The sequence below is a fragment of the Streptomyces sp. NPDC002574 genome (genome assembly GCF_042889545.1).
In the GTDB taxonomy this organism is placed as follows: Bacteria; Actinomycetota; Actinomycetes; order Streptomycetales; family Streptomycetaceae; genus Actinacidiphila.
In genome coordinates this window covers 65985-89630 of the sequence record NZ_JBIARB010000014.1, presented here as the reverse complement: position 1 = coordinate 89630, position 23646 = coordinate 65985, and the positions used below count along the sequence as shown (strand labels likewise).

The window sequence follows — 23646 nt, the reverse complement described above, 5'->3', positions numbered from 1 at the left end:
GTCACTGCTCCCCCTCGCCTTCGTTCGTGCGCTGCTCGGTGACGGGCCCGGCGGGGTGGTCGGGGTCGGAGACCGCGGACTCCTGCGGGGCGTCGTGGGAGCTGGCGTGCGCCGGCGGCGCCTCGTCCCCGGGCGGGGCGGAGGTCTGCCGCGGCACTCCGCCGCCGGAACCCGGCAGGGCCTCGCCGCGGGAGAGCCGCAGGCCCGCGAGCGAGGCCGGGCCCGCGCCGCCGCTCGCCTCGACGGCGCCGGGGCGCTCGTCGGGGAACCCGGCGAGGATCCGGGACGTCTCCTTGTACGTGCACAAGGGAGCGCCCCGGGTGGGCTCGACGGTCCGGCCGGCGCGCAGGTCGTCGACGAGCCGCTTGGCCGACTGCGGGTCCTGGTTGTCGAAGAACTCCCAGTTGACCATCACCACGGGGGCGAAGTCGCAGGCCGCGTTGCACTCGATGTGCTCCAGCGTGACCTTGCCGTCCTCGGTGGTGCCGCCGTTCTCGACGCCGAGGTGCTCCTTGAGCTCGTCGAAGATCGCGTCCCCGCCGAGCACCGCGCACAGGGTGTTGGTGCAGACCCCGACCTGGTACTCGCCGGACGGCGCCCGGCGGTACATGGTGTAGAAGGTCGACACCGCCGTCACCTCGGCCGTGGTCAGCCCGAGCATCTCGGCGCAGAAGCGGACTCCGGTGCGGGAGACGTAGCCCTCCTCCGCCTGCACCAGGTGCAGCAGCGGGAGCAGGGCGCTGCGGCTGCCGGGGTAGCGCGCGATGATCTCGCGCGCGTCCGTCTCCAGGCGCTGCCGTACGTCGGCCGGGAAGTCCGGCGCGGGCATCGCGGGGATGCCGAGTGATACCTCAGTCACCGGTCGACGCCTCCCATCACGGGGTCGATGGACGCCACCGCGACGATGACGTCGGCGACCTGGCCGCCCTCGCACATCGCCGCCATGGTCTGCAGATTGGTGAAGGACGGGTCCCGGAAGTGGACGCGGAAGGGGCGGGTGCCCCCGTCGCTGACCACGTGGACCCCGAGTTCGCCCTTGGACGACTCGACGGCGACGTACGCCTGGCCGGGCGGCACCCGGAAGCCCTCGGTCACCAGCTTGAAGTGGTGGATCAGGGCCTCCATGGAGGTGCCCATGATCTTCTTGATGTGGTCCAGCGAGTTGCCGAGCCCGTCCGGGCCGAGCGCCAACTGCGCGGGCCAGGCGATCTTCTTGTCGGCGACCATGACGGGGCCGGGCTGCAGCCGGTCCAGGCACTGCTCGACGATCTTCAGCGACTCGCGCATCTCGTCCAGGCGGATGAGGAAGCGCCCGTAGGAGTCGCAGGTGTCGACGGTCGGGACCTCGAACTCGTAGTTCTCGTAACCGCAGTACGGCTGCGACTTGCGCAGGTCGTGCGGCAGTCCCGTGGAGCGCAGGATCGGGCCGGTGGCGCCGAGCGCCATGCAGCCGGCCAGGTCCAGGTAGCCCACGTCCTGCATCCGGGCCTTGAAGATCGGGTTGCCGGTGGCGAGCTTGTCGTACTCCGGGAGGTTCTTGCGGAACTTCTTCACGAACTCGCGGATCTGGTCCACGGCGCCGGGCGGCAGGTCCTGGGCGAGGCCGCCGGGGCGGATGTACGCGTGGTTCATCCGCAGGCCGGTGATCAGCTCGTAGATGTCCAGGATCATCTCGCGGTCCCGGAACCCGTAGATCATGATCGTGGTGGCGCCGAGCTCCATGCCGCCGGTGGCGATGGCCACCAGGTGCGAGGAGATGCGGTTCAGCTCCATCAGCATCACGCGGATGACGGAGGCCCGGTCGGGCACCTCCTCGGTGACGCCGAGCAGCTTCTCCACCGCCAGGCAGTACGCCGTCTCGTTGAAGAACGGCGTCAGGTAGTCCATGCGCGTCACGAACGTGGACCCCTGGGTCCAGGTACGGAACTCCATGTTCTTCTCGATGCCGGTGTGCAGGTAGCCGATGCCGCAGCGGGCCTCGGTCACCGTCTCGCCGTCGATCTCCAGGATCAGCCGGAGCACACCGTGGGTGGACGGGTGCTGCGGACCCATGTTGACGACGATGCGCTCGTCGTCGGCCTTGCCGACGGTCTCGCTCAGCTCGTCCCAGTCGCCACCGGTGACCGTGAAGACCCGGCCCTCGGTGGTCTCCCGCTCCGAGGCCTGCTGGGGTGCTGCGTGCGACGTGCCATGCGTGCTCACGAGTACGACCTCCGCTGGTCCGGAGCCGGGATCTGGGCGCCCTTGTACTCGACGGGGATGCCGCCGAGGGGGTAGTCCTTGCGCTGCGGATGGCCCTGCCAGTCGTCCGGCATCATGATCCGCGTCAGGGCGGGGTGACCGTCGAAGACGATCCCGAAGAAGTCGTACGTCTCGCGCTCGTGCCAGTCGTTGGTCGGGTAGACCTCGACGAGCGACGGGACGTGCCGGTCGGCGTCGGAGACGCTCACCTCCAGCCGGATCAGCCGGTTGTGGGTGATCGAACGCAGGTGGTAGACGGCGTGCAGCTCGCGGCCCTTGTCCTCCGGGAAGTGGACGCCGCTCACCCCCGTGCAGAGCTCGAAGCGCAGCGCCGGGTCGTCGCGCAGGGTCCGGGCGATGAGGAGCAGGTGCTCGCGCGCGACGTGGAAGGTGATCTCGCCGCGGTCGACGACGACCTTCTCGATCGCGTTGTCCGGGACGAGACCCTGCTCCTCCAGGGCGCCCTCCAGCTCGTCGGCGACCTCGTCGAACCAGCCGCCGTAGGGGCGGTTCGCGGCACCCGGCAGGCGCACGGTGCGCACCAGCCGTCCGTACCCGGAGGTGTCGCCGCCGTTGTTGGCGCCGAACATGCCGTGCTGGACGCGGATCGCCTCGCCGTGGTCCCCGCGCTGACCGGGGAGGCCACTCGCCTGCACGTCCTTGTCCGGGTTCGGGGTGTCCGGGGAATCCGTCATCGGAGAAGCCCCTTCATCTCGATCGTCGGCAGCGCCTTCAGCGCCGCCTCCTCCGCCTCGCGCGCGGCCTGTTCCTGGTTCACGCCGAGCTTGCTGTGCTGGATCTTGTGGTGGAGCTTGAGAATGGCGTCCATCAGCATTTCGGGACGGGGCGGACATCCGGGGAGATAAATGTCAACAGGGACCACATGGTCAACACCCTGCACAATTGCGTAGTTGTTGAACATTCCGCCGCTGGATGCGCAGACGCCCATCGAGATGACCCACTTGGGGTTCGGCATCTGGTCGTAGACCTGGCGCAGGACGGGGGCCATCTTCTGGCTCACCCGGCCGGCCACGATCATCAGGTCCGCCTGGCGCGGGGAACCGCGGAAGACCTCCATCCCGAAACGGGCGAGGTCGTACCGGCCGGCCCCGGTGGTCATCATCTCGATGGCGCAGCAGGCCAGACCGAAGGTCGCCGGGAAGACCGACGCCTTCCGCACCCAGCCCGCGGCGGTCTCGACCGACGTCAGCAGGAATCCGCTCGGCAGCTTCTCTTCAATACCCATGGCTTTTCTCCGCCCCTAGTCCCATTCCAGACCGCCGCGCCGCCAGACATAGGCGTACGCGACGAAGACGGTGAGCACGAAGAGGAGCATCTCGACGAGCCCGAAGATCCCCAGGGAGTCGAAGGAGACCGCCCAGGGGTAGAGGAAGACGATCTCGATGTCGAAGACGATGAAGAGCATCGCCGTCAGGTAGTACTTGATCGGGAAACGGCCACCACCGGCCGGATGCGGAGTCGGCTCAATGCCGCACTCATATGCCTCCAATTTAGCCCTGTTGTACCGTTTTGGGCCGATAATTGAGGCCATGACCACGGAGAAGATCGCGAAGCCGGCCGCGAGGCCGCCCAGCACGAGGATGGGCGCGTAGGCATTCACGTCCCCGCTCCTTCCAGTCGACGATGACTGATGACGGACCGTGCCCGGGCGGGTGCGCCACGCCACCTAGATCCTCTCTATGTGAGGCAGTTCACAAGCCCGAACTGCCCGCATCTTATGCCTCCTGGTCTGTGATCTGCGACACGGGGTTCCCACCGGACTTTGTGATCTACACCACCCGTCGAAGGATGCCCTGTCCGGATGAGCGGTGATCTTCTCACGCAGGTATCTCAAATGATCACCAGAAGTCATATTTGCTCGCGTTATCGCTGGCCAGAGGGGGTGGCTCACTATCAGGCCATCGCGGCTCAAAGCAAATTGGAGCTCCCCCGGGCGGCGTGATAGCGCGCCGCCGCCCGTCCGGGTGAGGCGGGAAAGTCCGTGCTGACGGCGGCAGAACGCACGTGAACGCACGCACGAGGAAATGGACTTGGATATCCGATTCATCCCGAATAAGGAAGATCAAAAAAGGGACAATAGCACTGGGGTGGCGCCAACTGTGGCGCATCACACTTTTGTTGAACGGAACCGATTCCGCCTGATACCCAAGAGCGCATGCCCCTTCAGATCTCGCATATACGCCGCCGGCGACGCGCCACGCAGAGCACCAACTGGGTGCGCCGCGCTGGAGTCGCCGGCGGCGTCATCGGAACGCTCGCCCTCACCGGAATGTCCGCCCCCGCGAACGCGGAACCGACGCCCGCCGACCCGGCGACCACCGGGAGCATCCCGGTCATCCCCGCCCTCTCCACCGAGGCGAGCGCCGCTCAGGCCGCCGCCGCGATCGACGAGACCGTCGTCGAACAGCAGCTGGACGCGGCCCGCGACGAGGCCCGCGCCGAGGCGATGAAGGCAGCCGCCAAGAAGAAGGCCGCCGCCGACGCCCGCAAGGCCGCCGCCGCCAAGGCCGCCGAGGCCCGGGAGTCCGCCACGGCGTCCCGCTCGGCCGGGCGCACCGCGCTGACCGGCTCCGCCTCCGCCCCGTCGGTCGCGTCGATGTCGAGCTCGGCCGCCGGCGGCAGCGTCGCCTCCGTGCTCAGCTTCCTGAAGGCCCAGGTCGGCAAGCCGTACGTGTACGGCGCCACGGGCCCCAGCGCGTACGACTGCTCCGGCCTCACCCAGGCCGCGTTCCGGACCATCGGCGTCGAGCTGCCGCGCACCTCCCAGTCGCAGTCGACCTTCGGCACCCAGGTCCCCGTGAGCGAGGTCCAGCCGGGCGACCTTCTGTTCTGGGGCGGAGTCGGCTCCGCCTACCACGTCGCCGTCTACGTCGGCGACGGCCAGTACCTGGACGCGGCCAACCCGAGCAAGGGCGTCGTGATCCAGCAGATGGCCTATTACATGCCCACCTCCGCCGTCCGCGTGGCCTGATCCCGCGGCCCCGTCCCCACGGGGGGCCGCCGTCCGTACCCGGCCGGCGGCCCTTCAGCATGCCCCGGCCCACCCGCGCACCGGGCTCGTGAAGGCGTGCACACGCCCGTACGGGGCCGGGCCCGGCCCCGCCGTGGTGGCGGGGCCGGGCCCGGGCAGGGGGACGGTGACGGGGGCGTGGGCGGGGATCAGCGGCGGACGCAGACCTTGTGGGCGGGGTGCCAGACCTTCTCCCAGCGGACGGAGCCGTGGGACGACCCGCCGCGGCGGTCCCGGTCGCCCCGGCCGTCGTGGCCGGAGGCGTGGCGGTACGTCCAGTAACCCTTGTGCCAGGTGCAGTGGAGCTTCTTGCCGTGCCCGGAGCCGTGTCCGGACGGGGTGGCGGAGGCAGTGGCAGTCATCCCGCCGGCCGCGAGCAGAACAGCGGCGGCAGCGGTCGCAAGGGACTTCGTGAAGGTGTTCATGGTGTGGCCTTCCTCCCGTTGAGGGTGGTGTCCCCGGTGGGGTGAGCAAAAGTATGGGCACACCATCACGAACCGCGCATTTCGGGCCGATCACCCCAACACCCCCTCGCCACACGTGACATCGATGTCAGATTCGACGGCCGTCCCGCCGCGACCCCGCCCCGTATGGTGTTCACATGTTCGACACCGTGTCCCCCGCCGGGTTACGCGCGACCGAATACGCCTACCTGGACAAGAAGCAGCACGTCTACCTCGACCACACCGGCGCCGGCCTCCCCGCCGGGCACCAGCTCCGCGCCCACGCCGACCGGTTGACCTCGGACGCGTACGGCAACCCGCACTCGCAGAACCCCACCTCCACCGCCTCGGAGGAGCTGGTCGCCCGGACCCGCGCCGCCGTGCTGCGGCACTTCCGCGCCGACCCGGCGGAGTACGCGGTGGTCTTCACGGCGAACGCCACGGGCGCGCTGCGCCTGGTCGGCGAGGCCTACCCGTTCGGCCGCCGCGACCGCCTGGTGCTGCTCACGGACAACCACAACTCCGTCAACGGACTGCGCGAGTTCGCCCGCTCGCGCGGCGCCCGCACCACCTACGTCCCGCTCGACCTGCCGGACCTGCGCACCTCCGACGCGGCCGTGCGCGCCGCCCTGTCCGGCCGCCGCCGCGGGCTGTTCGCGTACCCGGCGCAGAGCAACTTCACCGGGGTGCGGCACCCGCTGCGCTGGATCGGCGAGGCGCGGGACGCCGGATTCGACGTGCTGCTGGACGCGGCCGCCTTCGCGCCGGCCGGGCGGCTGGACCTGTCGGCCGTGCACCCGGACTTCGTGGCGGTGAGCTGGTACAAGGTCTTCGGCTACCCCACCGGCATCGGCTCGTTGATCGTCCGCCGCGACGCCCTGCCGCGGCTGCGCCGGCCGTGGTTCTCCGGCGGCACGATCCACGTGGTCAGCGCGCAGGCGCAGTGGCACCGCATGGCCGACGACGAGTCCGCCTTCGAGGACGGGACGCTCAACTTCCTCCACATACCGGACGTGGAGACGGGACTGGACTTCATCGGCGCCGTCGGGGCGGACACGGTGCGACGCCATGTCGCCGAGCTGACCGCCGCGCTCCTGGACGGCCTGAGCGGCCTCGCGCACAGCTCCGGCGCCCCCATGGTCCGGCTGTACGGGCCCAAGGACACCGCGGACCGCGGCGGCACGGTCGCGCTCAACCTCCTCGACGTCCACGGGGAGGTGGTCGACGAGCGCGTGGTCGCCCGGGACAGCGCGGCGCACGGCATCTCGCTGCGCACCGGCTGCTTCTGCAACCCCGGTGCCGGCGAGGCCGCGTTCGGCATCGGCATGCCGGGACTGCGCCGGGCGGGCCGGGGAACCCGGGGCGCCGGCGGCACGATCGACGACTACCTGGGCCGCCTGGCGCTGCCCTCCGGCGGCGCGGTGCGCCTCTCGCTCGGCCTGCCCTCCAACCGCGCGGACGTGGACGCGTTCCTCGCCTTCGCCGCCGCGACCTACCGCGACCGCGTCCCGGACACCGCCGGTCTGCCCCCGAGACTGCGCTGCTGAACGACTTCCTGACGAATCATCAGCCCGTCAGCCGGGCGTCGAGCTCCCCGAGATCGGCCACGAACCACACCTGCTCGCCGCGGTTGGACTCGCGCACCAGGTCGCGCAGTGCCGTGCCGGCCCCGGTGTACGCGGACACGTCGCCGACGACCACCAGTCGCAGCCGGTAGTTGACGAACTTCTGCAGGATCTCCCCCGCCACCCCGGTGCGCAGCGCGAAGAAGCGCTCGTCGAACCGGGCCACGGGCACGGCCACCACCTCGGCGCGGGAGAACGCCGCGCCGATCACGTCGAGGGCGTCCTGCGGGCCCGCGATCCTCGGGCCGTCCTCCCCCAGCAGCAGGACGGGCACGCCCGCGCGTTCGGTCACCACGTCGGTCATGGCGTCGGCCTTTTGGGGTCGTCGAGGAACATGCCGTTCTCCGCTCCGAGCACACCGTCGATGATGTTCAGCACGTTCGTCGTGGGGGCGAGCCCGCCCAGCACCACGATCTTGAGCCGGGCACGCGGCGCGTCGTACACCGTCTGGATGCGCACCGGCTCCGCGCTGTCGCGCGGCATCCGGGCTCCGGCGGCGAGCAGGGTGCCCAGGCGGTCGGCGGCCGCCGCCCCGATGCCGTCGAGTTCGACGATGGCGGAGACCTCGGCCCGGCGCGGGGGCGGTGCGGGGGCCGGCCACCCGGTGAGCGCGTCGAGGTCGGCCGGCGCGACGCGGTACTGCTTGCCGATGCGCACGGCCTTCAGCCGTCCGTCGCGGATGTAGCCGCGCACGGTCCGCACATGCAGTCCGAGCCGCTCGGCGACCTGGTCGACCGAGTACCAATCCTGCTCCATGCTTACGCATCATACCCATCATGCAGGAAGATGGGGAAGGTTGTGTAGGCGTGAGTGCTCCTTCATCCCCGCCGCGCTGTGCGGCACCGGCGCGCCAGCACGATCCAGGTCCCGGCGAGGAAGAGCAGGGTGAAGCCGGCCAGCAGCGCGTCCCCGAGCACGGCGGGCCGGCCGAAGGTGTCCCCGTACGAGGCCAGCAGCGGCGGCCCGAGCGGTGAACGGCCGCCCGTCCACAGCTCCTCCAGGCCGATGCCGCTGCCCAGCGCCTCGTACGCCCAGCGGTTGGTCATCCCGTAGCTCAGTGCCCGGCCCGCCCAGGCCATCTGCGGGACGGGCACGAAGGCGCCGGAGAAGAGCACCTGCGGGAAGCAGAGCAGCGGCAGCAGCAACGTCGCCTGCGCGGGCTGCGAGACGCACGCGGAGGCGAGCAGCCCCAGCGCCAGCGCCGCCGCGGAGGCGAGCAGGGTGGTGGTCAGGAGCGAGCCGTAGACGTCCCACCCCGCCGGCGGCAGCCGGTCCAGGGCGCGCAGCACCGCGAGCAGCAGCACGTCCGCCGCCGCGAGCACCGGCAGCAGGACCGTCAGCTTGGCCAGCACATAGGGCCCGAGCCGCAGTACGGTCAGCCGCTCCCGGCGCACGACGGGCAGTTCGGCGCAGATCTGCAGCAGTCCGTAGGCCAGGCCGAAGAAGAAGGCCCCGAAGGCGATCCAGAACAGGATCATCGCCGAGGAGGACGGCATGGGGGCGTCCGGGTCGAAGGCACCGGGTTTGAACAGCAGGGCGAACATCGCCACGATCATCACCGGCGACCCGGCGAGGACCGCCCGCGACAGCCGGTCGCGCCGCAGGATCTCGGCGTTGCGCCGGGTCAGCAGCGCCCACTGCCGCACCGCGCCGAGCCGCGGGGCGGCCGGCCCGGCGGCGTCCGTCACCGAGGGCAGCGGCTCGCCGGACTCCGCGGCGCCCGGGTGCCGCGCGCCGGCCGCGACCTTGCCGTAGACCTCCTCCACCGTCGCCGCGCCGAAGGCCGTGCACAGCTCCCCCGGCGGGCCGTCGTAGGCGGTCTCCCCGTCGGGCGCGAGGAAGAGCACCCGGTCGGCGCGGCCGAGGTCGGCCGGGGTGTGCGTGGTGAGGACGACGGTGGTCCCGGCGGCGGCCAGTTCGCGCAGGGTGGCGACGAGCGCGGCGCCGGTGGCCGGGTCGAGGCCGGAGGTGGGTTCGTCGAGGAAGAGCACTCCGGGCCGGGTGAGCAGTTCGACGGCGATGCTGACCCGCTTGCGCTCACCGCCGCTGAGGGTGCCGACGGTCTGCCGCTCCTGCCCGGTCAGCCCGAGCTCGCGCAGCACCCGCGTCACCGCCTCGTCCACGGCGGCGGCGCCCGTGCCCGGCGGCATGCGCAGCCGGGCGGCGTACCGCAGCGTGCGGCCCACCGGCAGTTCGCGGTGGATGATGTCGTCCTGCGGGACGAAGCCCATCGCGTCGCCGCGCGGGCCGGCGCCCGCTCCGCCGCCCTCACTGCCGCGGAGCCCCGCCAGCGACTCCAGAAGAATCGTTTTCCCTGCACCGCTGCCACCGGCGACGGCGGTCACCCCGCCGGTGGCGCGCACGGTTAAGCCGGACGTCGTCACGACCGCGGGGCCACCTTCGACAGGCCGTTGATGACACGGTCCATCGCGTCGCCGCCCGACGGGTCGGTGAGGTTCGCCAGCAGCTTGAGCGTGAAGCGCATCAGCAGCGGGTGGCTGAGCCCGCGCTGCGTCGCCACCTTCATGACCTTCGGGTTGCCGATCAGCTTCACGAAGGCCCGGCCGAGCGTGTAGTAGCCGCCGTAGGTGTCCTTCAGGATGCGCGGGTAGTTGTGCAGCGCCAGCTCCCGCTGCGCCGCGGTCCCGCGCGCGTGCGCCTGGACGATGACGTCGGCGGCGATGCGGCCGGATTCCATCGCGTAGGCGATGCCCTCGCCGTTGAAAGGGTTGACCAGGCCGCCCGCGTCGCCCACGAGCAGCAGGCCGCGGGTGTAGTGCGGCTGGCGGTTGAAGGCCATCGGGAGCGCGGCGCCGCGGATGGGGCCGGTCATGTTCTCGGGGGTGTAGCCCCAGTCCTCGGGCATGGACGCGCACCAGGCCTTGAGGATCTCGCGCCAGTCCAGTTCCTTGAAGGAGGCGGAGGTGTTGAGCACCCCGAGACCGACGTTGGACGTCCCGTCGCCCATGCCGAAGATCCAGCCGTAGCCGGGCAGCAGCCGGGGGTCGCCGGGGACGCGCCGGTCCCACAGCTCCAGCCAGGACTCCAGGTAGTCGTCGTCGTGGCGGGGCGAGGTGAAGTACGTGCGGACCGCGACGCCCATCGGACGGTCCTCGCGGCGGTGCAGGCCCATCCCCAGCGAGAGCCGGGTGGAGTTGCCGTCGGCGGCCACGACCAGCGGGGCGTGGAAGGTGACCGGGGTCTTCTCCTCGCCGAGCTTCGCCTCGACCCCGGTGATGCGGCCGGTGCGCTCGTCGCGGATCGGGCCGGAGACGTTGCAGCGCTCGTACAGCCGCGCACCGGCCTTCTCGGCCTGGCGGGCCAGGACCTCGTCGAAGTCCTCGCGCTTGCGGACGAGTCCGTAGTCGGGGTACGAGGCCAGGTCGGGCCAGTCGAGCTGGAGCCGGACACCGCCGCCGATGATGCGCAGGCCCTTGTTGCGCAGCCAGCCCGCCTCCTCGGAGATGTCGATGCCCATCGCGACGAGCTGCTTGGTCGCCCGCGGGGTGAGACCGTCGCCGCACACCTTCTCGCGGGGGAACGCGGTCTTCTCCAGCAGCAGGACGTCCAGACCGGCCTTCGCCAGGTAGTACGCGGTCGTCGAACCGGCGGGACCGGCCCCGACGACGATCACATCGGCACTGCGCTCGGAGGCGACGGTCGTGTCAGTCACGGTCGGGATCTCCCGTCGGTATGGGTCATCGGCGTTGAGAGTCTATGAGGCGGCGCCCCGGGTCAGCGCACCGCCCGGTGCAGTGCCACGATCCCGGCCGACAGGTTGCGCCACGCGACCTTCGACCAGCCGGCCCCGGACATCCGTCCGGCCAGCGCGGGCTGGTCGGGCCAGGAGCGGATCGACTCGGCGAGGTAGACGTACGCGTCGGGGTTGCTGCTGACCGCGCGGGCCACCGGCGGCAGCGCCCGCATCAGGTACTCCGTGTAGACGGTGCGGAACGGCGCCCAGGTGGGGTGGCTGAACTCGCAGATGACCACGCGCCCGCCGGGCCGGGTGACGCGCAGCATCTCGCGCAGCGCGGCGTCGGTGTCGTGGACGTTGCGCAGCGCGAAGGAGATGGTGACGGCGTCGAAGACCCCGTCGGCGAACGGCAGCCGGGTCGCGTCGCCCGCGGTGAGCGGCAGCGAGGGGTGCCGGCGCTTGCCCTCGCGCAGCATGCCGAGTGAGAAGTCGCACGGCACGACGCTCGCCCCGGCCCGCAGGAAGGGCAGCGAAGAGGTGCCCGTGCCGGCGCCGAGGTCCAGCACCCGCTCGCCGGGCCGCACGTCCAGGGCCTGCGCGACGGCCTTGCGCCAGCGCCGGTCCTGCCCGAGCGAGAGCACGTCGTTGGTCAGGTCGTAGTTGGCGGCGACGTCGTCGAACATCGCGGCGACTTCGTGCGGCTGCTTGTCCAGGGAGGCTCGGGTCACGCCCCCATTGTTCACCCGGCGGCCCCGGGTCCCGCGCAGGGGCCCGGGGGAGCCGTCACGGGATGCCGAGCGACGTCTCGCAGTGGTCGGCGCGGTCGCGGCTGCCGGCCTCGCCGTCGCAGAGGTCGCGGTCCGCGCCGCCGTCGATCCGGTCCTGGCCCGGTCCCGCGCGGACGACGTCGTCACCGGGACCGGCCACCAGCAGATCGCGGCCGCCCGCCGCGCCGTTGCTCGCGTCCCGGGCGACGTTCGTGTTGTCGCCGAAGATCGTGTCGCGGCCGCGGTGCCCGGTGATCACGTCGTCGCCCGCCGAGGTGACGTGGTCGCCCGAGTTGTCCCCGATGAGCGTCTCGTCGGCGGAGCCGCCGATGATCCGGTCGTCGCCGGAACCCGCGGCGGTACGGCCCCGGCTGACCGAGAAGTTGTCGCCGACGACCTCGAAGCCGCCGTCGGCGCCGAGGTCGAGGAGGTCGTCCCCGCCGCCGCCGACGGCGTTCAGGAAGGCGAAGCTGTCGCCGACCAGGCGGTCGGCGCCGGGCCCGCCGTTGAGGACGTCGTCGCCCGCGCCGAAGGCGTTGCCGGTGTCGGAGGCGGAGTCGCCGGTCATGAGGTCGTCGCCGGGACCGCCGTCCATGCGGTCGTCGCCGCCGCCGAAGGCGTCGCCCGCGGTGGCGCTGTTGTCGCCCGCCGCACGGTCGTTGCCCTCCCCCAGGATCAGCAGGTCGTCGCCCTGGCCGACGGCGTCGCCGCTGTCGGTGAACAGGTCGCCGGCCGCCAGGTCGTCGCCTGCGCCGGTGGCGATGCTGTCGTTCCCCGGGCCGCCGCTGACCCGGTCGTTCCCGGCGAGGGAACAGATGCGGTCGTCACCGCCCCCGCCGTCGATGCGGTCCGGCCCGGCGGAGCCGACGATGACGTCGTCGCCCGGGGTGCCCTGGATGCCGCCGGAGCCGGTGATCGTCGGCACGCGGCCGAAGCACACCGCCGCCCCCGCTGAGGGCGCCTCACCGGTGGCGGCCGCGGGGAGGGCCACGAGGGCGATCGCCGTGAGCACGGCGACCACCGGGGCCGCGAGGCGGCCGGATATGACGCGGGGTATGGATATGTCCGGCATGACCGGAACCTAAGCGACGGCCTGTCAGCCGGCCACCGGTGTACGGCGGCCGGGTGATCTCCTCACGCCCTGCGGTACAGCAGCCGTCCCCCGACGACCGTCGCCAGGCACGCGCCGCTCCCGTCGACGACGGCGAAGTCCGCCCGCGCGCCCGGGGCGGGCTCGGGTGCCCGGCGCGCGGGCAGCAGCCCGCTGCGGTCCAGCGCGGAGCGCAGCGCGGGGTCGTCGGGAACGGTCGCCACGGCCGTGACACCGCGGCCCAGCAGGGCGTGCACCCGCTCGCGCGGACTCGGCGCCGGGGGCAGGGCGCCCTCGTGGGTCAGGCCGGGCCGCAGTGTGCCGGGCCAGGACCTGACGCGGGCTCCGGGACGGCTCGCGCGCAGCACGTCCAGCGGGCCGACGGCGGCGATGGTGCCGCCGTCGACCACCAGGGCCGCGCCGTCCGCGCCGGCGTGGATCGTCAGCATCGCGGACCGCCCGCGCCGGTCAGGAGGTGCTGATCAGCTTGAGCTCGGGGTGCGCCGTGCCGCCCTCGATGGCGGTCGACGACAGGTGCGAGACGACGTGGTCGTCGACCGGGTCGTTCGCCGGGTCGTCGTGCACCACGAGGTGCTCGTACGTGGTGGCGCGCTGGGCCGGGACGCGGCCCGCGGCCCGGATCAGGTGGATCAGCTCCATGCGGTTCGAGCGGTGCTTGGCACCGGCCGAGGACACGACGTTCTCCTCCAGCATCACCGAGCCGAGGTCGTCGGCGCCGTAGTGCAGCGACAGCTGGCCGACCTCCTTGCCGGTGGTCAGCCAGGAGCCCTGGATGTGGGCGACGTTGTCCAGGAAGAGCCGGGCGATCGCGATGATCCGCAGGTACTCGAAGAGCGTCGCCTGCGTGCGGCCCTTCAAGTGGTTGTTCTCGGGCTGGTAGGTGTACGGGATGAAGGCGCGGAAGCCGCCCGTACGGTCCTGGACGTCGCGGATCATCCGCAGGTGCTCGATGCGCTCGGCGTTGGTCTCGCCGGTGCCCATGAGCATGGTGGAGGTGGACTCCACGCCCAGGTTGTGCGCGGTCTCCATGATCTCCAGCCAGCGCTCGCCGCTCTCCTTCAGCGGGGCGATCACCTTGCGCGGCCGCGCCGGCAGCAGCTCGGCGCCGGCGCCCGCGAAGGAGTCCAGGCCGGCCGCGTGGATGCGGGTGATGGCCTCGTCCACCGACACCTTGGAGATGCGGGCCATGTGCTCGACCTCGGAGGCCCCGAGGGAGTGGATGACCAGCTGGGGGTAGGCCTGCTTGATGGCGCTGAAGTGCTTCTCGTAGTACTCGACGCCGTAGTCCGGGTGGTGGCCGCCCTGGAACATGATCTGGGTGCCGCCGAGTTCGACGGTCTCCGCGCAGCGGCGCAGGATGTCGTCCAGGTCGCGGGTCCAGCCCTTGGCGGTGTCCTTGGGCGCGGCGTAGAAGGCGCAGAACTTGCAGGCCGTCACGCAGACGTTGGTGTAGTTGATGTTGCGCTCGATGATGTACGTCGCGATGTGCTCGACGCCCGCGTAGCGACGGCGGCGCACCGCGTCCGCGGCGGCGCCGAGTGCGTGCAGGGGTGCGGAGCGGTAGAGGTCGAGCGCCTCCTCGGGGGTGATGCGGCCACCGTCGGCGGCACGGTCGAGGACGGACTGCAGGTCGGCGTTCTCGCGCACCGGGCATCCCTTCCGAGGGGTTGTGACGGACCCGCTCAGCCTACGCCAGGGGTTCAGCCGCCCTGCCTCCTGAGGTCGCCTTCGGGGTTCCCGGCCAGCGAGTCGCCCGATTGGTAGTGCAGCGAGCCGTCGTCGTCGAGGGTGAAACGCTCGTCCGCCGAGCCGTCCGAACACACCCCGGGATGCGGGTTGGTGCCCCCGCTGGTGTCCAGCACGATCCACCGCTCGGTGGCCGTGGCGAGCTTCCACTGCCCGCCGCAGTCGTAGGTCTGCCCGAGCAGCGACAGCACGCTCTTGTCGTGGCCGACGACCGCGCCGACCTTGCCGGGGGTGATGGTGATCTCGAAGGTGCCGGGAAGGCCGTGGGCGGTGACGGTGTCGCCCTTCCATGTGCCGGCGAAGGCCGCGGGCAGCGACGCCAGCCGCGGCGCGGAGGGGGTCGCCGAGCCGTGCGACGGCGACCCCGACCCCGAATCCGACGCCTCCGACGACGAGGTGGTCCGCGAGGTCGTCGGGTTCCCGCCGCCCTTGCCCTGGTCGTCGTCCGCGCCACCGCTGTGGAGCACGAGCCCCAGCGTCACCGCCGCCGCGACCAGCACGATGCCGGCGCCCGCCAGCGACGCCGCCCGCCCCCGGCGGGGCACGGCCGGGGTGCTGACCGGCGGCGGCGTGGCGGCGAACGAGGACGGCACCGCGTCGTGCGGCTCGGTCAGCCGCGGCGGCGGGCCGAAGGTGCCGTACGAGGGGTGGGAGCCGTACGAGGAACCCGTGCCGCCGGTACCGCTGTCCGTGCCGTGGCCCAGCGCCCCGGGCGGCGGTGTCGGCTCCAGGTCCAGCAGTTCCACCGCCTGGCGGCCGAGCCGCTCGGTCAGCGCCGCGGGCAGCCAGCCGCCGCGCACCAGGGAGGCGGCCCCGCCGTCCGGCGCGAGCAGGCCGGCGAGCTGACGGGGCGTGGGCCGCGCCGCGGGGTCCTTGGCCAGACAGGACTCGGCGACCTCGCGCAGCCCGGCGGGCATGCCGTCGAACTCGGGCTCCTCGTGGGCGACCTTGTACAGCAGCACGGCCGCGCTGTCGCCGGGGAACGGGCCCTGTCCGGTCGCGGCGAACACGATCACGGCGCCGAGGGCGAAGACATCGGCGGCCGGCCCGGTCGGCCGGCCGGTGACCTGCTCGGGCGCCATGTAGCCGGGCGAGCCGACCACCACGCCCTTGCTGGTGAGCGCCGCGGTGGCGTCCATGGCACGGGCGATGCCGAAGTCGATCAGCACCGGCCCGTCCAGCGAGAGCAGCACGTTGGAGGGCTTGATGTCGCGGTGCACCAGGCCCCGTCCGTGCACCTCCTCCAATGCCTCGGCGAGCCCGGCGCCCAGCGCCCGCACGCCGTCCTCCGGCAGCGGCCCGAAGGTCTTCACGGCGTCGGACAGCGCGGGCCCGGCGACGTAGCGGGTGGCCACCCACGGCACCGGCGAGTCGGTGTCCGCGTCGAGCACCGGGGCGCTCCACGCGCCGCCGACCCGGCGCGCCGCGTCCACCTCGCGCTGGAAGCGGGTGCGGAACTCCAGGTCGTCGGCGAGTTCCGAGCGCACCACCTTCACGGCCACCGTCCGGCCGCCCGGGCTGCGCCCGAGGTAGACCCGGCCCATGCCGCCGGCCCCGAGCCGGCCGAGCAGCCGGTAGGGACCGATCGCCGTGGGGTCGTTCGCCTGCAGCGGTTGCATCTGCGCGCCTCTCGCGGTGCGGAAGGTCGAAGAACAACGGGAGTTCCCCGGATATGCCGGGCAACCTACGGGAAGCCGGTGAAATCAGAGAAGGTGCACGCGCGCCCCGGACGGGAACCCCACGCGGCGGGCGAACTCGGCGATACCCGTCAACTGGTCCCGGCCGAGGGAGAAGTCCAGCGTGGTGAAGTAGCGCTGCAGGGTGTCCGCGTCGAAGGACTCCCAGCGGGCGGCCTGTTCCGCGACCTTCTCCACCTCCTCCATGCTCAGGTCGCGGGAGGCGAGGAAGGCCCGGTGCACCTCGTGCACCGCCTCGGGGTGCGCGGCCAGGTAGTCCCGGCGGGCGGCCCAGACGGCGAAGACGAAGGGCAGCCCGGTCCACTCCTTCCACATCAGGCCGAGGTCGTGGACCTCCAGGCCGAGCCGCGGCGCGTCGTGCAGCGAGGCGCGCAGCGCGGCGTCGCCGATCAGGACGGCGGCCTGCGCCTCCTGCATCATCAGCGACAGATCCGGCGGGCACGTGTAGTAGTCGGGCTCGACCTTGTACTGCTCGGCCAGCAGCAGCTCCGCGAGTCGCACGGACGTACGACTCGTGGAACCCAGGGCGACCCGGGCGCCGTCCAGGTTGCCGAGCGGGACCTGGCTCACGATCACGCAGGACATGACGGGCCCGTCGCAGCCGACGGCGATGTCCGGGAGGGCGACGAGCTCGTCGGAGTGGCGCAGGTACTCCATGAGCGTGATCGGGCCCACGTCGAGGTGGCCGGACACGAGCTGGGCGCTCAGCTTCTCGGGGGTGTCCTTGGTGAGTTCCAGGTCCAGAAGGGCACCCGTTCGGGCCAACCCCCAGTAAAGAGGGACGCAATTCAGGAACTGGATGTGCCCGACGCGAGGCCGGGTCCGGCGCTCACCACCGGCGGAGGGAAGAGGCGCAGATTTGTCCACATCAGGAGGCTAGACCCCCGCTCCGGCGATCTTTCGCCGGGGCCCGCCGGGGGGTCGCGGCGGACACTGCCCGGAGGCCACGGGTTCACCCCGTGTTCGAGCTTTAGGCGGTCCGGGTGAATGGGGATCTTGTTGCTCTTCCCCGGTGAGGATGCTCCGTGCTACTGTCGTCGCAAGTTGCAGTTTGGTTTCCCTTGCAGTACAAAGCCTGCGGAGCATGTGACCGCGGGCTTTTGTAGTTTTCAGACTTCTTGCGGTTAGCAGGGCAGGTTCTGGAGCAGGGCAACCCTTTGGCCCAAGGAGGGCTTATGGCTACCGGAACCGTCAAGTGGTTCAACGCCGAGAAGGGCTTCGGCTTCATCGCCCAGGACGGCGGCGGCCCCGATGTCTTCGTCCACTACTCCGCGATCAACGCCAGCGGCTTCCGCTCGCTGGAGGAGAACCAGGCGGTGACCTTCGACGTCACGCAGGGTCCGAAGGGCCCGCAGGCGGAGAACGTCGTCCCCGCCTAATTGCGGACAGACGTGTAGTACCCGATTAGCAGTACCCAAGGAGCCCCGCGCTGTGTGCGGGGCTCCTGCCTTTTCCGGCGACGGTCGGCGGGCCGTGGACCGTGTGCCGCGGGCGATGCGCGGCATTTCAGAGGGGTGAGCGTTACTTCGGGTAACATCACGCACACCTGAAACGCGCCGCGGCCTTCGCCAGGGGGAGTTCCGTGCCACTGCTGCTGACCCTCGCCAAGGGGGTACTGACCGGCGTCGGCAAGCGTCCTGCGGCCGGCTCCCCGCTGCCCCCGGAGCGTCTCACCGCGCCGGCCGTCCGGATCGACCCCGGCCGCGCCGCCGCCTACGCCCGTGTGTGCGGGTTCCCCGCGCCGGAGACAGCCGTGCCGGTGACCTACCCGCACATCCTCGGGTTCCCGCTCGCGGCGCGGCTGATGGCGCGACGCCGCTTCCCGCTCCCGCTGCTCGGGCTGGTGCACACCGCGATCGAGATCACGCAGCACCGGCCGCTGCTGCCCGCGGAGACGCCCGGCATCACCGTCCACGCGCTGGAGCTGCGCGCCCACCGCCGCGGGGTGGAGGTCGTCGTCGTCACGGAGGCCCGGATCGACGGCACGGTGGTCTGGGAGGACCGCAGCACGTATCTGGCCCGGACCGGCGGGCCCGCCCGCACCGCCGCCCCGCCGGAGGCACGGCGGCCGCTGCCGGAGGTGGCGCGATGGCGGCTCGCCGCCGACCTGGGGCGCCGGCACGCGGCGGTCTCGGGCGACTGGAACCCCATCCACGTGCATCCGCTCACCGCCCGGCCGCTCGGCTTCCCCCGGGCCATCGCCCACGGCATGTGGACCGTCGCCCGGTGCGCGGCCGAGGCGGTCCCGGGCACGGCCCGGGGCGTCGTCCTGCGCGCGCAGTTCAAGGCGCCCGTCCTGCTGCCCACCACCGTCGTGCACGCCGTGGACGCCGGTGCGTTCGAGCTCCGCTCGGCCGACGAACCGTCCCGTGTGCACCTGACGGGCTCGGTGCGGCTCCTGTGAACCCGGCCCCCGGGCCGCGGGGTCAGCTACCGGTCGCCGCGCGCGAGGCGTCGTCCGCCTCGTCCTCCTGGGCGGCGCTGGCGGCGAGGTTGGCCCTCGTGCGCTCCACCCGGGTCGAGACCTGCACGGAGGCCTGCTCGCGCAGACCGCGCAGCACGACGAAGCTGAGCGGCGCGCTGATCACCAGCGCCAGCAGCATGACCCACAGCAGGTTGGAGTCGCCGAGGCCGGCCGGCAGCACGTGGACGTAGACCAGCCCCCAGATGACGAGGAAGCAGGCCGCGAAGAGGCCAAGGCGCATCAGGGAGTAGCGCAGCATGGGACTCGGCTTCCAGCTCACGGCGATGCCACTTCCTTCGGTGTGTTCGGCGGTCCGGTCCGCGGGACGTACCGGACGTACTCCCCCACCAGTGAAGCACGCGGCTTTCGGGCTCAGAGCAGCGGGAGCCACATCGTGAGCTCGTCCCGGTCGTCACCTGCGGCGACACGGATCGCGCCGGGCGTCCTGCCGACCTCCTTGTAGCCGACGGAGGCGTAGAAGCGGTCCAGGCCCATGCCGCTGCGGCAGGTGAGCCGCAGTCCTTCCAGGCCGAGCTCGCGTGCCGCGTTCTCGGCCTCGCGCAGCAACTCCGCGCCGTGACCGCGGCCCTGGTGGGCGGGGTCGACCATGACGGTGTAGAGCCAGGCCCAATGGCCCATCAGGCGGTGGTTGTTGAGGGCTATGAAGGCCGTCGCGGCCAGGCGCCCGTCCTCGAATCCGGCGATCAGATGCGCCCTGCCCTCGGCTATCGCCTCGCAACGGCCCTGCGCCTGCGGGGCCACGTCGGCGGCGGTGACGGGCGGCACGAAGCCTACGGCGCCACCGGCGTTGGTGACGTCCGTCCAGAGGGTCACGAGCTGGTTCCGCAGGTCGGCGGTGAGCTCGGGGTCGAGGGTGAAGCGCAGTGCCATGGCGAAAACTGTAAGGACACGCACTGACGGCATCTGAAGCCGGTCCGGACTGCGGGCGACATTCACGTGAAGCGCGGGCCCCGGGATTCCCGGGGCCCGCGGCCCGCCCCGCGGTGCGCGGTGCGGGTCAGAAGCGCATCGGCTGCGGCGCCTCGCGGCGCGCGGCGTCCGGGCCCGGGTACTCGCGGATGATCTCGTAGCGGGTGTTGCGCTCGACCGGACGGAAGCCCGCGTCCGTGATGAGCTCCAGCAGGTCGTCGCGGGTGAGCTTGTTGGGCGTGCCGTAGTTGTCGGCGTCGTGAGTGATCTTGTACTCGACGACCGAGCCGTCCATGTCGTCCGCGCCGTGCTGGAGCGCCAGCTGGGCGGTCTGCACACCGTGCATGACCCAGAAGACCTTCACGTGGGGGACGTTGTCGAACAGCAGCCGGGAGACGGCGAAGGTCTTCAGCGCGTCGGCGCCGGAGGCCATGGTGGTGCGCGCCTGGAGCGTGTTGCGGACCTTGCCGTCCTTCAGGTCGACGAAGTCGTGCTGGTAGCGCAGCGGGATGAAGACCTGGAAGCCGCCGGTCTCGTCCTGCAGCTCGCGCAGCCGCAGTACGTGGTCCACCCGGTGCCGGGGCTCCTCGATGTGCCCGTACAGCATGGTGCACGGGGTCTTGAGGCCCTTCTCGTGCGCCAGGCGGTGGATGCGCGACCAGTCCTCCCAGTGGGTGCGGTGGTCGACGATGTGCTGCCGCACCTCCCAGTCGAAGATCTCGGCGCCGCCGCCGGTCAGCGACTCCAGGCCGGCCTCGATCAGCTCGTCCAGGATCTCGCTCGCGCTCAGTCCGGAGATCGTCTCGAAGTGGTGGATCTCGGTGGCGGTGAACGCCTTGAGGGAGACGTGCGGCAGCGCCTCCTTGAGCGCCTTGAGCGAGCGCGGGTAGTAGCGCCACGGGAGCGTGGGGTGCAGGCCGTTGACGATGTGGAGCTCGGTGAGGTTGTCCCCCTCCATCTCCTTGGCCAGCCGCACGGCCTCCTCGATGCGCATCGTGTACGCGTCCTTCTCCCCCGGCTTGCGCTGGAAGGAGCAGTAGGCGCAGGAGGCCGTGCACACGTTGGTCATGTTGAGGTGACGGTTGACGTTGAAGTGGACGACGTCACCGTTCTTCCGCGTCCGCACGTGGTGGGCGAGGCCGCCCAGCCAGGCGAGGTCGTCGGACTCGTAGAGGGCGATGCCGTCCTCACGGGTCAGCCGCTCACCCGCCCGGACCTTCTCCTCCAGCTCCCGCTTGAGCCCAGCGTCCATGCCTCGCCTCGCCTCCATACTGTCCTTGACCGGCAGACAACCCGATCGACCTTACGCCTACATGGTCTCGGGCAGTTCCCCGACCCGGTTCTCCCACTTCGTGGACAGCACGATGGTGGTGCGGGTGCGCGCGACGCCCTTGGTGCCGGACAGCCGGCGGATCGTGTGCTCCAGGCCGTCCACGTCGGGGACGCGGACCTTGAGCATGTAGGAGTCGTCCCCGGCGATGAACCAGCAGTCCTCGATCTCGTCGAGATCGCGCAGCCGGGTGGCCACGTCCTCGTGGTCGGCGGCGTCGCTGAGCTGCAGGCCGACCAGGGCGGTGACGCCGAGGCCGAGGGCGGCGGGGTGGATGGTGGCCCGGTAGCCGGTGATCACACCGGCCTGCTCCAGACGGTTGATCCGGTCGGTGACGCTGGGACCCGACAGGCCCACCAGCCGGCCCAGCTCGGCGTACGAGGCCCGGCCGTTCTCACGGAGGGCCTGGATGAGCTGCCTGTCCACCGCGTCCATCAGACTGGACCCCTTCATTCATGCCGTGATTGCGCTGTCGGGACAAGAATCTAAGGCATCGGCGGGCATGTGCCTTGCGCAGTGAGCGGCCGCAGCCTCATCCGCCGTCATCCGCCTCGGCAGTCCCGGTCATCCCGGCCATCCCGCGCATTTCGTCCGTGTCCCTCGTCACGGCGGTCCCGGCAGCAGCTTGCGCGGCCCCCAGCTCCCCCTCCCAGCGGTGGTAGAGCTTGTGCGGCACCCCGGCGGCGTCCAGCACCCGCCCGGCGACGAAGTCGACCAGGTCCTGGATGTGCCGGGCGCCCGCGTAGAACGCCGGGGACGCGGGCAGCACCACGGCGCCCGCGTCGTCCAGCGCGACCAGGTGCCGGAGCGTCTGCCCGCCGAGCGGGGTCTCCCGCACGGCGACGACCAGCGGCCGCCGCTCCTTCAGGGTGACACTGGCGGCGCGCTGCAGCAGGTCCTTGGAGAGCCCCAGCGCCACCCCGGCCACACAGGCGGTGCTCGCCGGGACGATCAGCATGCCCTTGACGGGGTACGAGCCCGAGCTCGGCCCGGCCGCCAGATCCCCGGCGGCCCAGTGACGCACCCGGGTGACGTCGGCCCCGAAGCGGTCCGGGGTGCCGTCGGCGCCGCGGGCCAGCCAGCGGGACAGGTCCTCGCGCCAGTGGCCGTCCCGGAAGGGGGCCCCGGTCTCGTCCAGCACCGTGAGCCGCGCGGCCCGGCTGACCACCAGGTCGACGGCCTCGCCCGCGTCCAGCAGCGACCGGATCACGGCGGCCGCGTACGGCGTCCCGGAGGCCCCGGAGACCCCGACCACCCAGGGCGTCCCATGCCCGCTGTCGTCCATGTGGCGAGCCTAACCGGCCGCTCGTACAACCTTCCGGCCGGCTCACATGTCAGTGAGGTGTTCATGTAACGACCAAGGGGTTGGGGAGAACACCATCAACGCCATGCGCAAGGGCATCGCCGCCGCCGGCTGCGCCGCCTTCATCGCCACCACCGCCACCGCGTGCGGCACCGCCGGGAACCTGAGTGCCGGCGCCAAGGTCCAGCAGGCGCTGGACCGGCTCGGAGAGCAGAAGGCCGTCACGCTGTCCGTCGGCTTCGGCGGCAGCGAGCAGCAGATCTGGTCCGCGCTGAAGGGCTCGGACGGTTTCACCCAGGACAACGCGAAGATGCTCGCCGGGCTCGACGTCTCGCTGTCCATGAGCGCCGCCAAGCCGCTGAAGGACGTCAAGGGCGACGAAGGCGACGAGACCTCGGTCGCGCTGCAGGTCTCGCTCGGCCGGGGCAAGGACCTGCTGGAGATCCGCAGCCTCGCGGGGAAGCAGGCCTATCTCCGGGCGGACCTGCGGCAGTTCCTGTCGCTCGCCGACGATCTCGCCACCCAGCAGGACAAGGCCGATCTGCAGGGCTTCCGGCAGATGCTCGACGCCGCCGACGACCTGCCCTCCTCGCTCAAGTCCGTGAAGGACGCGCTCGGCGGCAAGTGGGTCTCCGTCGACCCCAAGGGCTACGAGGAGTTCTTCAAGAGCATGGCCAAGGACAACCCGGCCGGCTCGCCGCTGCCGGACACCTCGGCGCTGGACGCCAAGACGCAGGAGCGGATCACCAAGGCGCTGCGCGACGCCCTTGAGCACAACGCGAAGTTCACCGACGCCGGCAGCAAGGACGGCGCCGACCACGTCAAGGTCACCGTGCCCGCGGGGAAGACGGCCGACGCGCTCGCCGGCGCCCTCGAACCGCTGGCGGACCAGCTGCCGGACGGGTTCTCGCCCGCCGACCTGAAGAAGGTGCCGGACAAGGACGTCAGCGTGGACGTCGCCATCAAGGACGGCACGCTGTCGGGAGTCAGCCTGGACCTCGACCAGTTCGACACCGGCGACGAGATCCACGGCGCGCTGCCGCTGACCGTCGGCTTCGCGCCCGACGCCCGGCCCGTCTCCGCCCCGGCCGGCGCCACCCCGCTCGACCCCCAGGACATCATGGGTGCCGTGATGCAGCTCATGGCGGGTGGAATGGACGCCTGAGACGCGGAACCGCCACAAACCCCCATGTCGTTGTCTACCGTGGGAAGTCCGGGGAAGTCCGGCCGGACACACGGACGGTGGACCACCACGAGGGGG

Annotated in this window: 26 protein-coding genes; 5 read left to right on the top strand and 21 right to left on the bottom strand. The window is 71.6% G+C overall.

Translation table 11 applies throughout. The annotated features are described in order from the left end of the window. Window position 1 precedes the first annotated feature (1 nt). Genes nuoE through ACFYXS_RS30790 form a run of 5 tightly spaced genes read right to left on the bottom strand, consistent with a single transcriptional unit; the run spans window position 2 to window position 3862 of the window. A complete protein-coding gene (gene nuoE / locus ACFYXS_RS30810; protein WP_389254379.1) occupies window positions 2–829 on the bottom strand; it encodes an NADH-quinone oxidoreductase subunit NuoE in 828 nt (275 codons plus the stop codon). A 26-nt stretch (window positions 830–855) separates the two neighbouring features. After that, window positions 856–2202 (bottom strand): NADH-quinone oxidoreductase subunit D, encoded by a 1347-nt coding sequence (locus tag ACFYXS_RS30805; RefSeq protein ID WP_389254092.1) that lies wholly within the window; start codon window positions 2200–2202, stop codon window positions 856–858. Then, the gene (locus ACFYXS_RS30800; protein WP_389254090.1) at window positions 2199–2936 is read right to left on the bottom strand and encodes an NADH-quinone oxidoreductase subunit C; all 738 of its coding nucleotides are present in this window, start codon (window positions 2934–2936) and stop codon (window positions 2199–2201) included. The genes ACFYXS_RS30805 and ACFYXS_RS30800 overlap by 4 nt, the downstream gene beginning before the upstream one ends. After that, window positions 2933–3487, bottom strand: a complete 555-nt coding sequence (locus ACFYXS_RS30795) for an NADH-quinone oxidoreductase subunit B family protein (RefSeq protein ID WP_319658399.1) — start codon at window positions 3485–3487, stop codon at window positions 2933–2935. The genes ACFYXS_RS30800 and ACFYXS_RS30795 overlap by 4 nt, the downstream gene beginning before the upstream one ends. Before the next feature lie 15 nt (window positions 3488–3502). Next, window positions 3503–3862, bottom strand: coding sequence for an NADH-quinone oxidoreductase subunit A (locus ACFYXS_RS30790; RefSeq protein ID WP_360902808.1), 360 nt, complete (start codon window positions 3860–3862; stop codon window positions 3503–3505). A 555-nt stretch (window positions 3863–4417) separates the two neighbouring features. Here ACFYXS_RS30790 and ACFYXS_RS30785 point away from each other — a divergent pair. Continuing rightward, complete coding sequence (locus ACFYXS_RS30785) at window positions 4418–5233, top strand: C40 family peptidase (RefSeq protein WP_389254087.1); 816 nt, start codon at window positions 4418–4420, stop codon at window positions 5231–5233. A 188-nt stretch (window positions 5234–5421) separates the two neighbouring features. On the opposite strand, the gene ACFYXS_RS30780 is transcribed toward ACFYXS_RS30785, so the two are convergent. After that, window positions 5422–5697, bottom strand: coding sequence for a hypothetical protein (locus ACFYXS_RS30780; protein WP_389254085.1), 276 nt, complete (start codon window positions 5695–5697; stop codon window positions 5422–5424). A gap of 176 nt (window positions 5698–5873) precedes the next feature. Between ACFYXS_RS30780 and ACFYXS_RS30775 the strand changes: the two genes are divergently transcribed. Further along, on the top strand, window positions 5874–7262 hold the full coding sequence (locus ACFYXS_RS30775) for an aminotransferase class V-fold PLP-dependent enzyme (protein ID WP_389254083.1): 1389 nt from the start codon (window positions 5874–5876) through the stop codon (window positions 7260–7262). A gap of 19 nt (window positions 7263–7281) precedes the next feature. On the opposite strand, the gene ACFYXS_RS30770 is transcribed toward ACFYXS_RS30775, so the two are convergent. From ACFYXS_RS30770 to ACFYXS_RS30725, 10 genes are all read right to left on the bottom strand, one after another. Continuing rightward, window positions 7282–7644, bottom strand: a complete 363-nt coding sequence (locus tag ACFYXS_RS30770) for a DUF4180 domain-containing protein (protein ID WP_389254080.1) — start codon at window positions 7642–7644, stop codon at window positions 7282–7284. Continuing rightward, complete coding sequence (locus tag ACFYXS_RS30765) at window positions 7641–8096, bottom strand: helix-turn-helix domain-containing protein (protein WP_389254078.1); 456 nt, start codon at window positions 8094–8096, stop codon at window positions 7641–7643. Before ACFYXS_RS30765 ends, ACFYXS_RS30770 begins: the two co-directional genes overlap by 4 nt. Window positions 8097–8158: 62 nt before the next feature. Continuing rightward, on the bottom strand, window positions 8159–9724 hold the full coding sequence (locus tag ACFYXS_RS30760) for an ABC transporter permease (RefSeq protein ID WP_389254076.1): 1566 nt from the start codon (window positions 9722–9724) through the stop codon (window positions 8159–8161). Then, window positions 9721–11013 carry a geranylgeranyl reductase family protein gene (locus ACFYXS_RS30755; RefSeq protein ID WP_319658391.1) on the bottom strand — a complete coding sequence of 431 codons (1293 nt, stop codon included), beginning with the start codon at window positions 11011–11013 and terminating at the stop codon, window positions 9721–9723. The genes ACFYXS_RS30760 and ACFYXS_RS30755 overlap by 4 nt, the downstream gene beginning before the upstream one ends. Before the next feature lie 62 nt (window positions 11014–11075). Beyond that, entirely contained in the window at window positions 11076–11765 is a 690-nt protein-coding gene (locus tag ACFYXS_RS30750) for a demethylmenaquinone methyltransferase (protein ID WP_389254073.1), read from the bottom strand. A 55-nt stretch (window positions 11766–11820) separates the two neighbouring features. Continuing rightward, window positions 11821–12876, bottom strand: a complete 1056-nt coding sequence (locus tag ACFYXS_RS30745) for a calcium-binding protein (protein ID WP_389254071.1) — start codon at window positions 12874–12876, stop codon at window positions 11821–11823. Between the two features lie 62 nt (window positions 12877–12938). After that, window positions 12939–13343: a hypothetical protein gene (locus ACFYXS_RS30740; RefSeq protein ID WP_389254069.1), complete on the bottom strand. Its 405-nt coding sequence runs from the start codon at window positions 13341–13343 to the stop codon at window positions 12939–12941. A gap of 19 nt (window positions 13344–13362) precedes the next feature. After that, window positions 13363–14562, bottom strand: a complete 1200-nt coding sequence (gene mqnC / locus ACFYXS_RS30735) for a cyclic dehypoxanthinyl futalosine synthase (protein WP_389254067.1) — start codon at window positions 14560–14562, stop codon at window positions 13363–13365. 53 nt (window positions 14563–14615) lie between these two features. Beyond that, window positions 14616–16280 (bottom strand): protein kinase, encoded by a 1665-nt coding sequence (locus tag ACFYXS_RS30730; protein WP_389254065.1) that lies wholly within the window; start codon window positions 16278–16280, stop codon window positions 14616–14618. 84 nt (window positions 16281–16364) lie between these two features. After that, window positions 16365–17225: a menaquinone biosynthetic enzyme MqnA/MqnD family protein gene (locus ACFYXS_RS30725; protein ID WP_389254063.1), complete on the bottom strand. Its 861-nt coding sequence runs from the start codon at window positions 17223–17225 to the stop codon at window positions 16365–16367. 308 nt (window positions 17226–17533) lie between these two features. Between ACFYXS_RS30725 and ACFYXS_RS30720 the strand changes: the two genes are divergently transcribed. Both ACFYXS_RS30720 and ACFYXS_RS30715 read left to right on the top strand, forming a co-directional pair. Beyond that, on the top strand, window positions 17534–17737 hold the full coding sequence (locus ACFYXS_RS30720) for a cold-shock protein (protein WP_018558781.1): 204 nt from the start codon (window positions 17534–17536) through the stop codon (window positions 17735–17737). A gap of 203 nt (window positions 17738–17940) precedes the next feature. Continuing rightward, entirely contained in the window at window positions 17941–18762 is an 822-nt protein-coding gene (locus ACFYXS_RS30715; RefSeq protein ID WP_389254060.1) for a MaoC family dehydratase, read from the top strand. A 22-nt stretch (window positions 18763–18784) separates the two neighbouring features. On the opposite strand, the gene ACFYXS_RS30710 is transcribed toward ACFYXS_RS30715, so the two are convergent. The 5 genes from ACFYXS_RS30710 to ACFYXS_RS30690 all read right to left on the bottom strand — a co-directional run bounded on the left by ACFYXS_RS30710 (window position 18785) and on the right by ACFYXS_RS30690 (window position 22367). Then, window positions 18785–19081 (bottom strand): DUF4229 domain-containing protein, encoded by a 297-nt coding sequence (locus ACFYXS_RS30710; protein WP_389254377.1) that lies wholly within the window; start codon window positions 19079–19081, stop codon window positions 18785–18787. A 113-nt stretch (window positions 19082–19194) separates the two neighbouring features. Further along, on the bottom strand, window positions 19195–19713 hold the full coding sequence (locus tag ACFYXS_RS30705; protein ID WP_389254058.1) for a GNAT family N-acetyltransferase: 519 nt from the start codon (window positions 19711–19713) through the stop codon (window positions 19195–19197). Between the two features lie 127 nt (window positions 19714–19840). After that, entirely contained in the window at window positions 19841–21004 is a 1164-nt protein-coding gene (gene mqnE, locus ACFYXS_RS30700) for an aminofutalosine synthase MqnE (RefSeq protein ID WP_389254056.1), read from the bottom strand. A 57-nt stretch (window positions 21005–21061) separates the two neighbouring features. Then, the gene (locus ACFYXS_RS30695; protein WP_319658381.1) at window positions 21062–21517 is read right to left on the bottom strand and encodes an Lrp/AsnC family transcriptional regulator; all 456 of its coding nucleotides are present in this window, start codon (window positions 21515–21517) and stop codon (window positions 21062–21064) included. Between the two features lie 97 nt (window positions 21518–21614). Next, window positions 21615–22367 (bottom strand): UbiX family flavin prenyltransferase, encoded by a 753-nt coding sequence (locus tag ACFYXS_RS30690; protein WP_389254054.1) that lies wholly within the window; start codon window positions 22365–22367, stop codon window positions 21615–21617. Window positions 22368–22470: 103 nt separating this feature from the next. Here ACFYXS_RS30690 and ACFYXS_RS30685 point away from each other — a divergent pair, with 103 nt between their 5' ends. Continuing rightward, window positions 22471–23550, top strand: coding sequence for a hypothetical protein (locus tag ACFYXS_RS30685; RefSeq protein WP_389254052.1), 1080 nt, complete (start codon window positions 22471–22473; stop codon window positions 23548–23550). Window positions 23551–23646 lie beyond the last annotated feature (96 nt).

Excerpts from the sequence above, each read along its gene's own strand:
- nuoE (WP_389254379.1), bottom strand. The coding sequence starts at position 829 with ATGCCCGCGCCGGACTTCCCGGCCGACGTACGGCAGCGCCTGGAGACG.
- ACFYXS_RS30800 (WP_389254090.1), bottom strand. The coding sequence starts at position 2,936 with ATGACGGATTCCCCGGACACCCCGAACCCGGACAAGGACGTGCAGGCG.
- ACFYXS_RS30795 (WP_319658399.1), bottom strand. The coding sequence starts at position 3,487 with ATGGGTATTGAAGAGAAGCTGCCGAGCGGATTCCTGCTGACGTCGGTC.
- ACFYXS_RS30785 (WP_389254087.1), top strand. The coding sequence starts at position 4,418 with ATGCCCCTTCAGATCTCGCATATACGCCGCCGGCGACGCGCCACGCAG.
- ACFYXS_RS30780 (WP_389254085.1), bottom strand. The coding sequence starts at position 5,697 with ATGAACACCTTCACGAAGTCCCTTGCGACCGCTGCCGCCGCTGTTCTG.
- ACFYXS_RS30775 (WP_389254083.1), top strand. The coding sequence starts at position 5,874 with ATGTTCGACACCGTGTCCCCCGCCGGGTTACGCGCGACCGAATACGCC.
- ACFYXS_RS30770 (WP_389254080.1), bottom strand. The coding sequence starts at position 7,644 with ATGACCGACGTGGTGACCGAACGCGCGGGCGTGCCCGTCCTGCTGCTG.
- ACFYXS_RS30765 (WP_389254078.1), bottom strand. The coding sequence starts at position 8,096 with ATGGAGCAGGATTGGTACTCGGTCGACCAGGTCGCCGAGCGGCTCGGA.
- ACFYXS_RS30745 (WP_389254071.1), bottom strand. The coding sequence starts at position 12,876 with ATGCCGGACATATCCATACCCCGCGTCATATCCGGCCGCCTCGCGGCC.
- ACFYXS_RS30740 (WP_389254069.1), bottom strand. The coding sequence starts at position 13,343 with ATGCTGACGATCCACGCCGGCGCGGACGGCGCGGCCCTGGTGGTCGAC.
- ACFYXS_RS30730 (WP_389254065.1), bottom strand. The coding sequence starts at position 16,280 with ATGCAACCGCTGCAGGCGAACGACCCCACGGCGATCGGTCCCTACCGG.
- ACFYXS_RS30720 (WP_018558781.1), top strand. The coding sequence starts at position 17,534 with ATGGCTACCGGAACCGTCAAGTGGTTCAACGCCGAGAAGGGCTTCGGC.
- ACFYXS_RS30710 (WP_389254377.1), bottom strand. The coding sequence starts at position 19,081 with ATGCTGCGCTACTCCCTGATGCGCCTTGGCCTCTTCGCGGCCTGCTTC.
- ACFYXS_RS30705 (WP_389254058.1), bottom strand. The coding sequence starts at position 19,713 with ATGGCACTGCGCTTCACCCTCGACCCCGAGCTCACCGCCGACCTGCGG.
- mqnE (WP_389254056.1), bottom strand. The coding sequence starts at position 21,004 with ATGGACGCTGGGCTCAAGCGGGAGCTGGAGGAGAAGGTCCGGGCGGGT.
- ACFYXS_RS30695 (WP_319658381.1), bottom strand. The coding sequence starts at position 21,517 with ATGGACGCGGTGGACAGGCAGCTCATCCAGGCCCTCCGTGAGAACGGC.
- ACFYXS_RS30690 (WP_389254054.1), bottom strand. The coding sequence starts at position 22,367 with ATGGACGACAGCGGGCATGGGACGCCCTGGGTGGTCGGGGTCTCCGGG.
- ACFYXS_RS30685 (WP_389254052.1), top strand. The coding sequence starts at position 22,471 with ATGCGCAAGGGCATCGCCGCCGCCGGCTGCGCCGCCTTCATCGCCACC.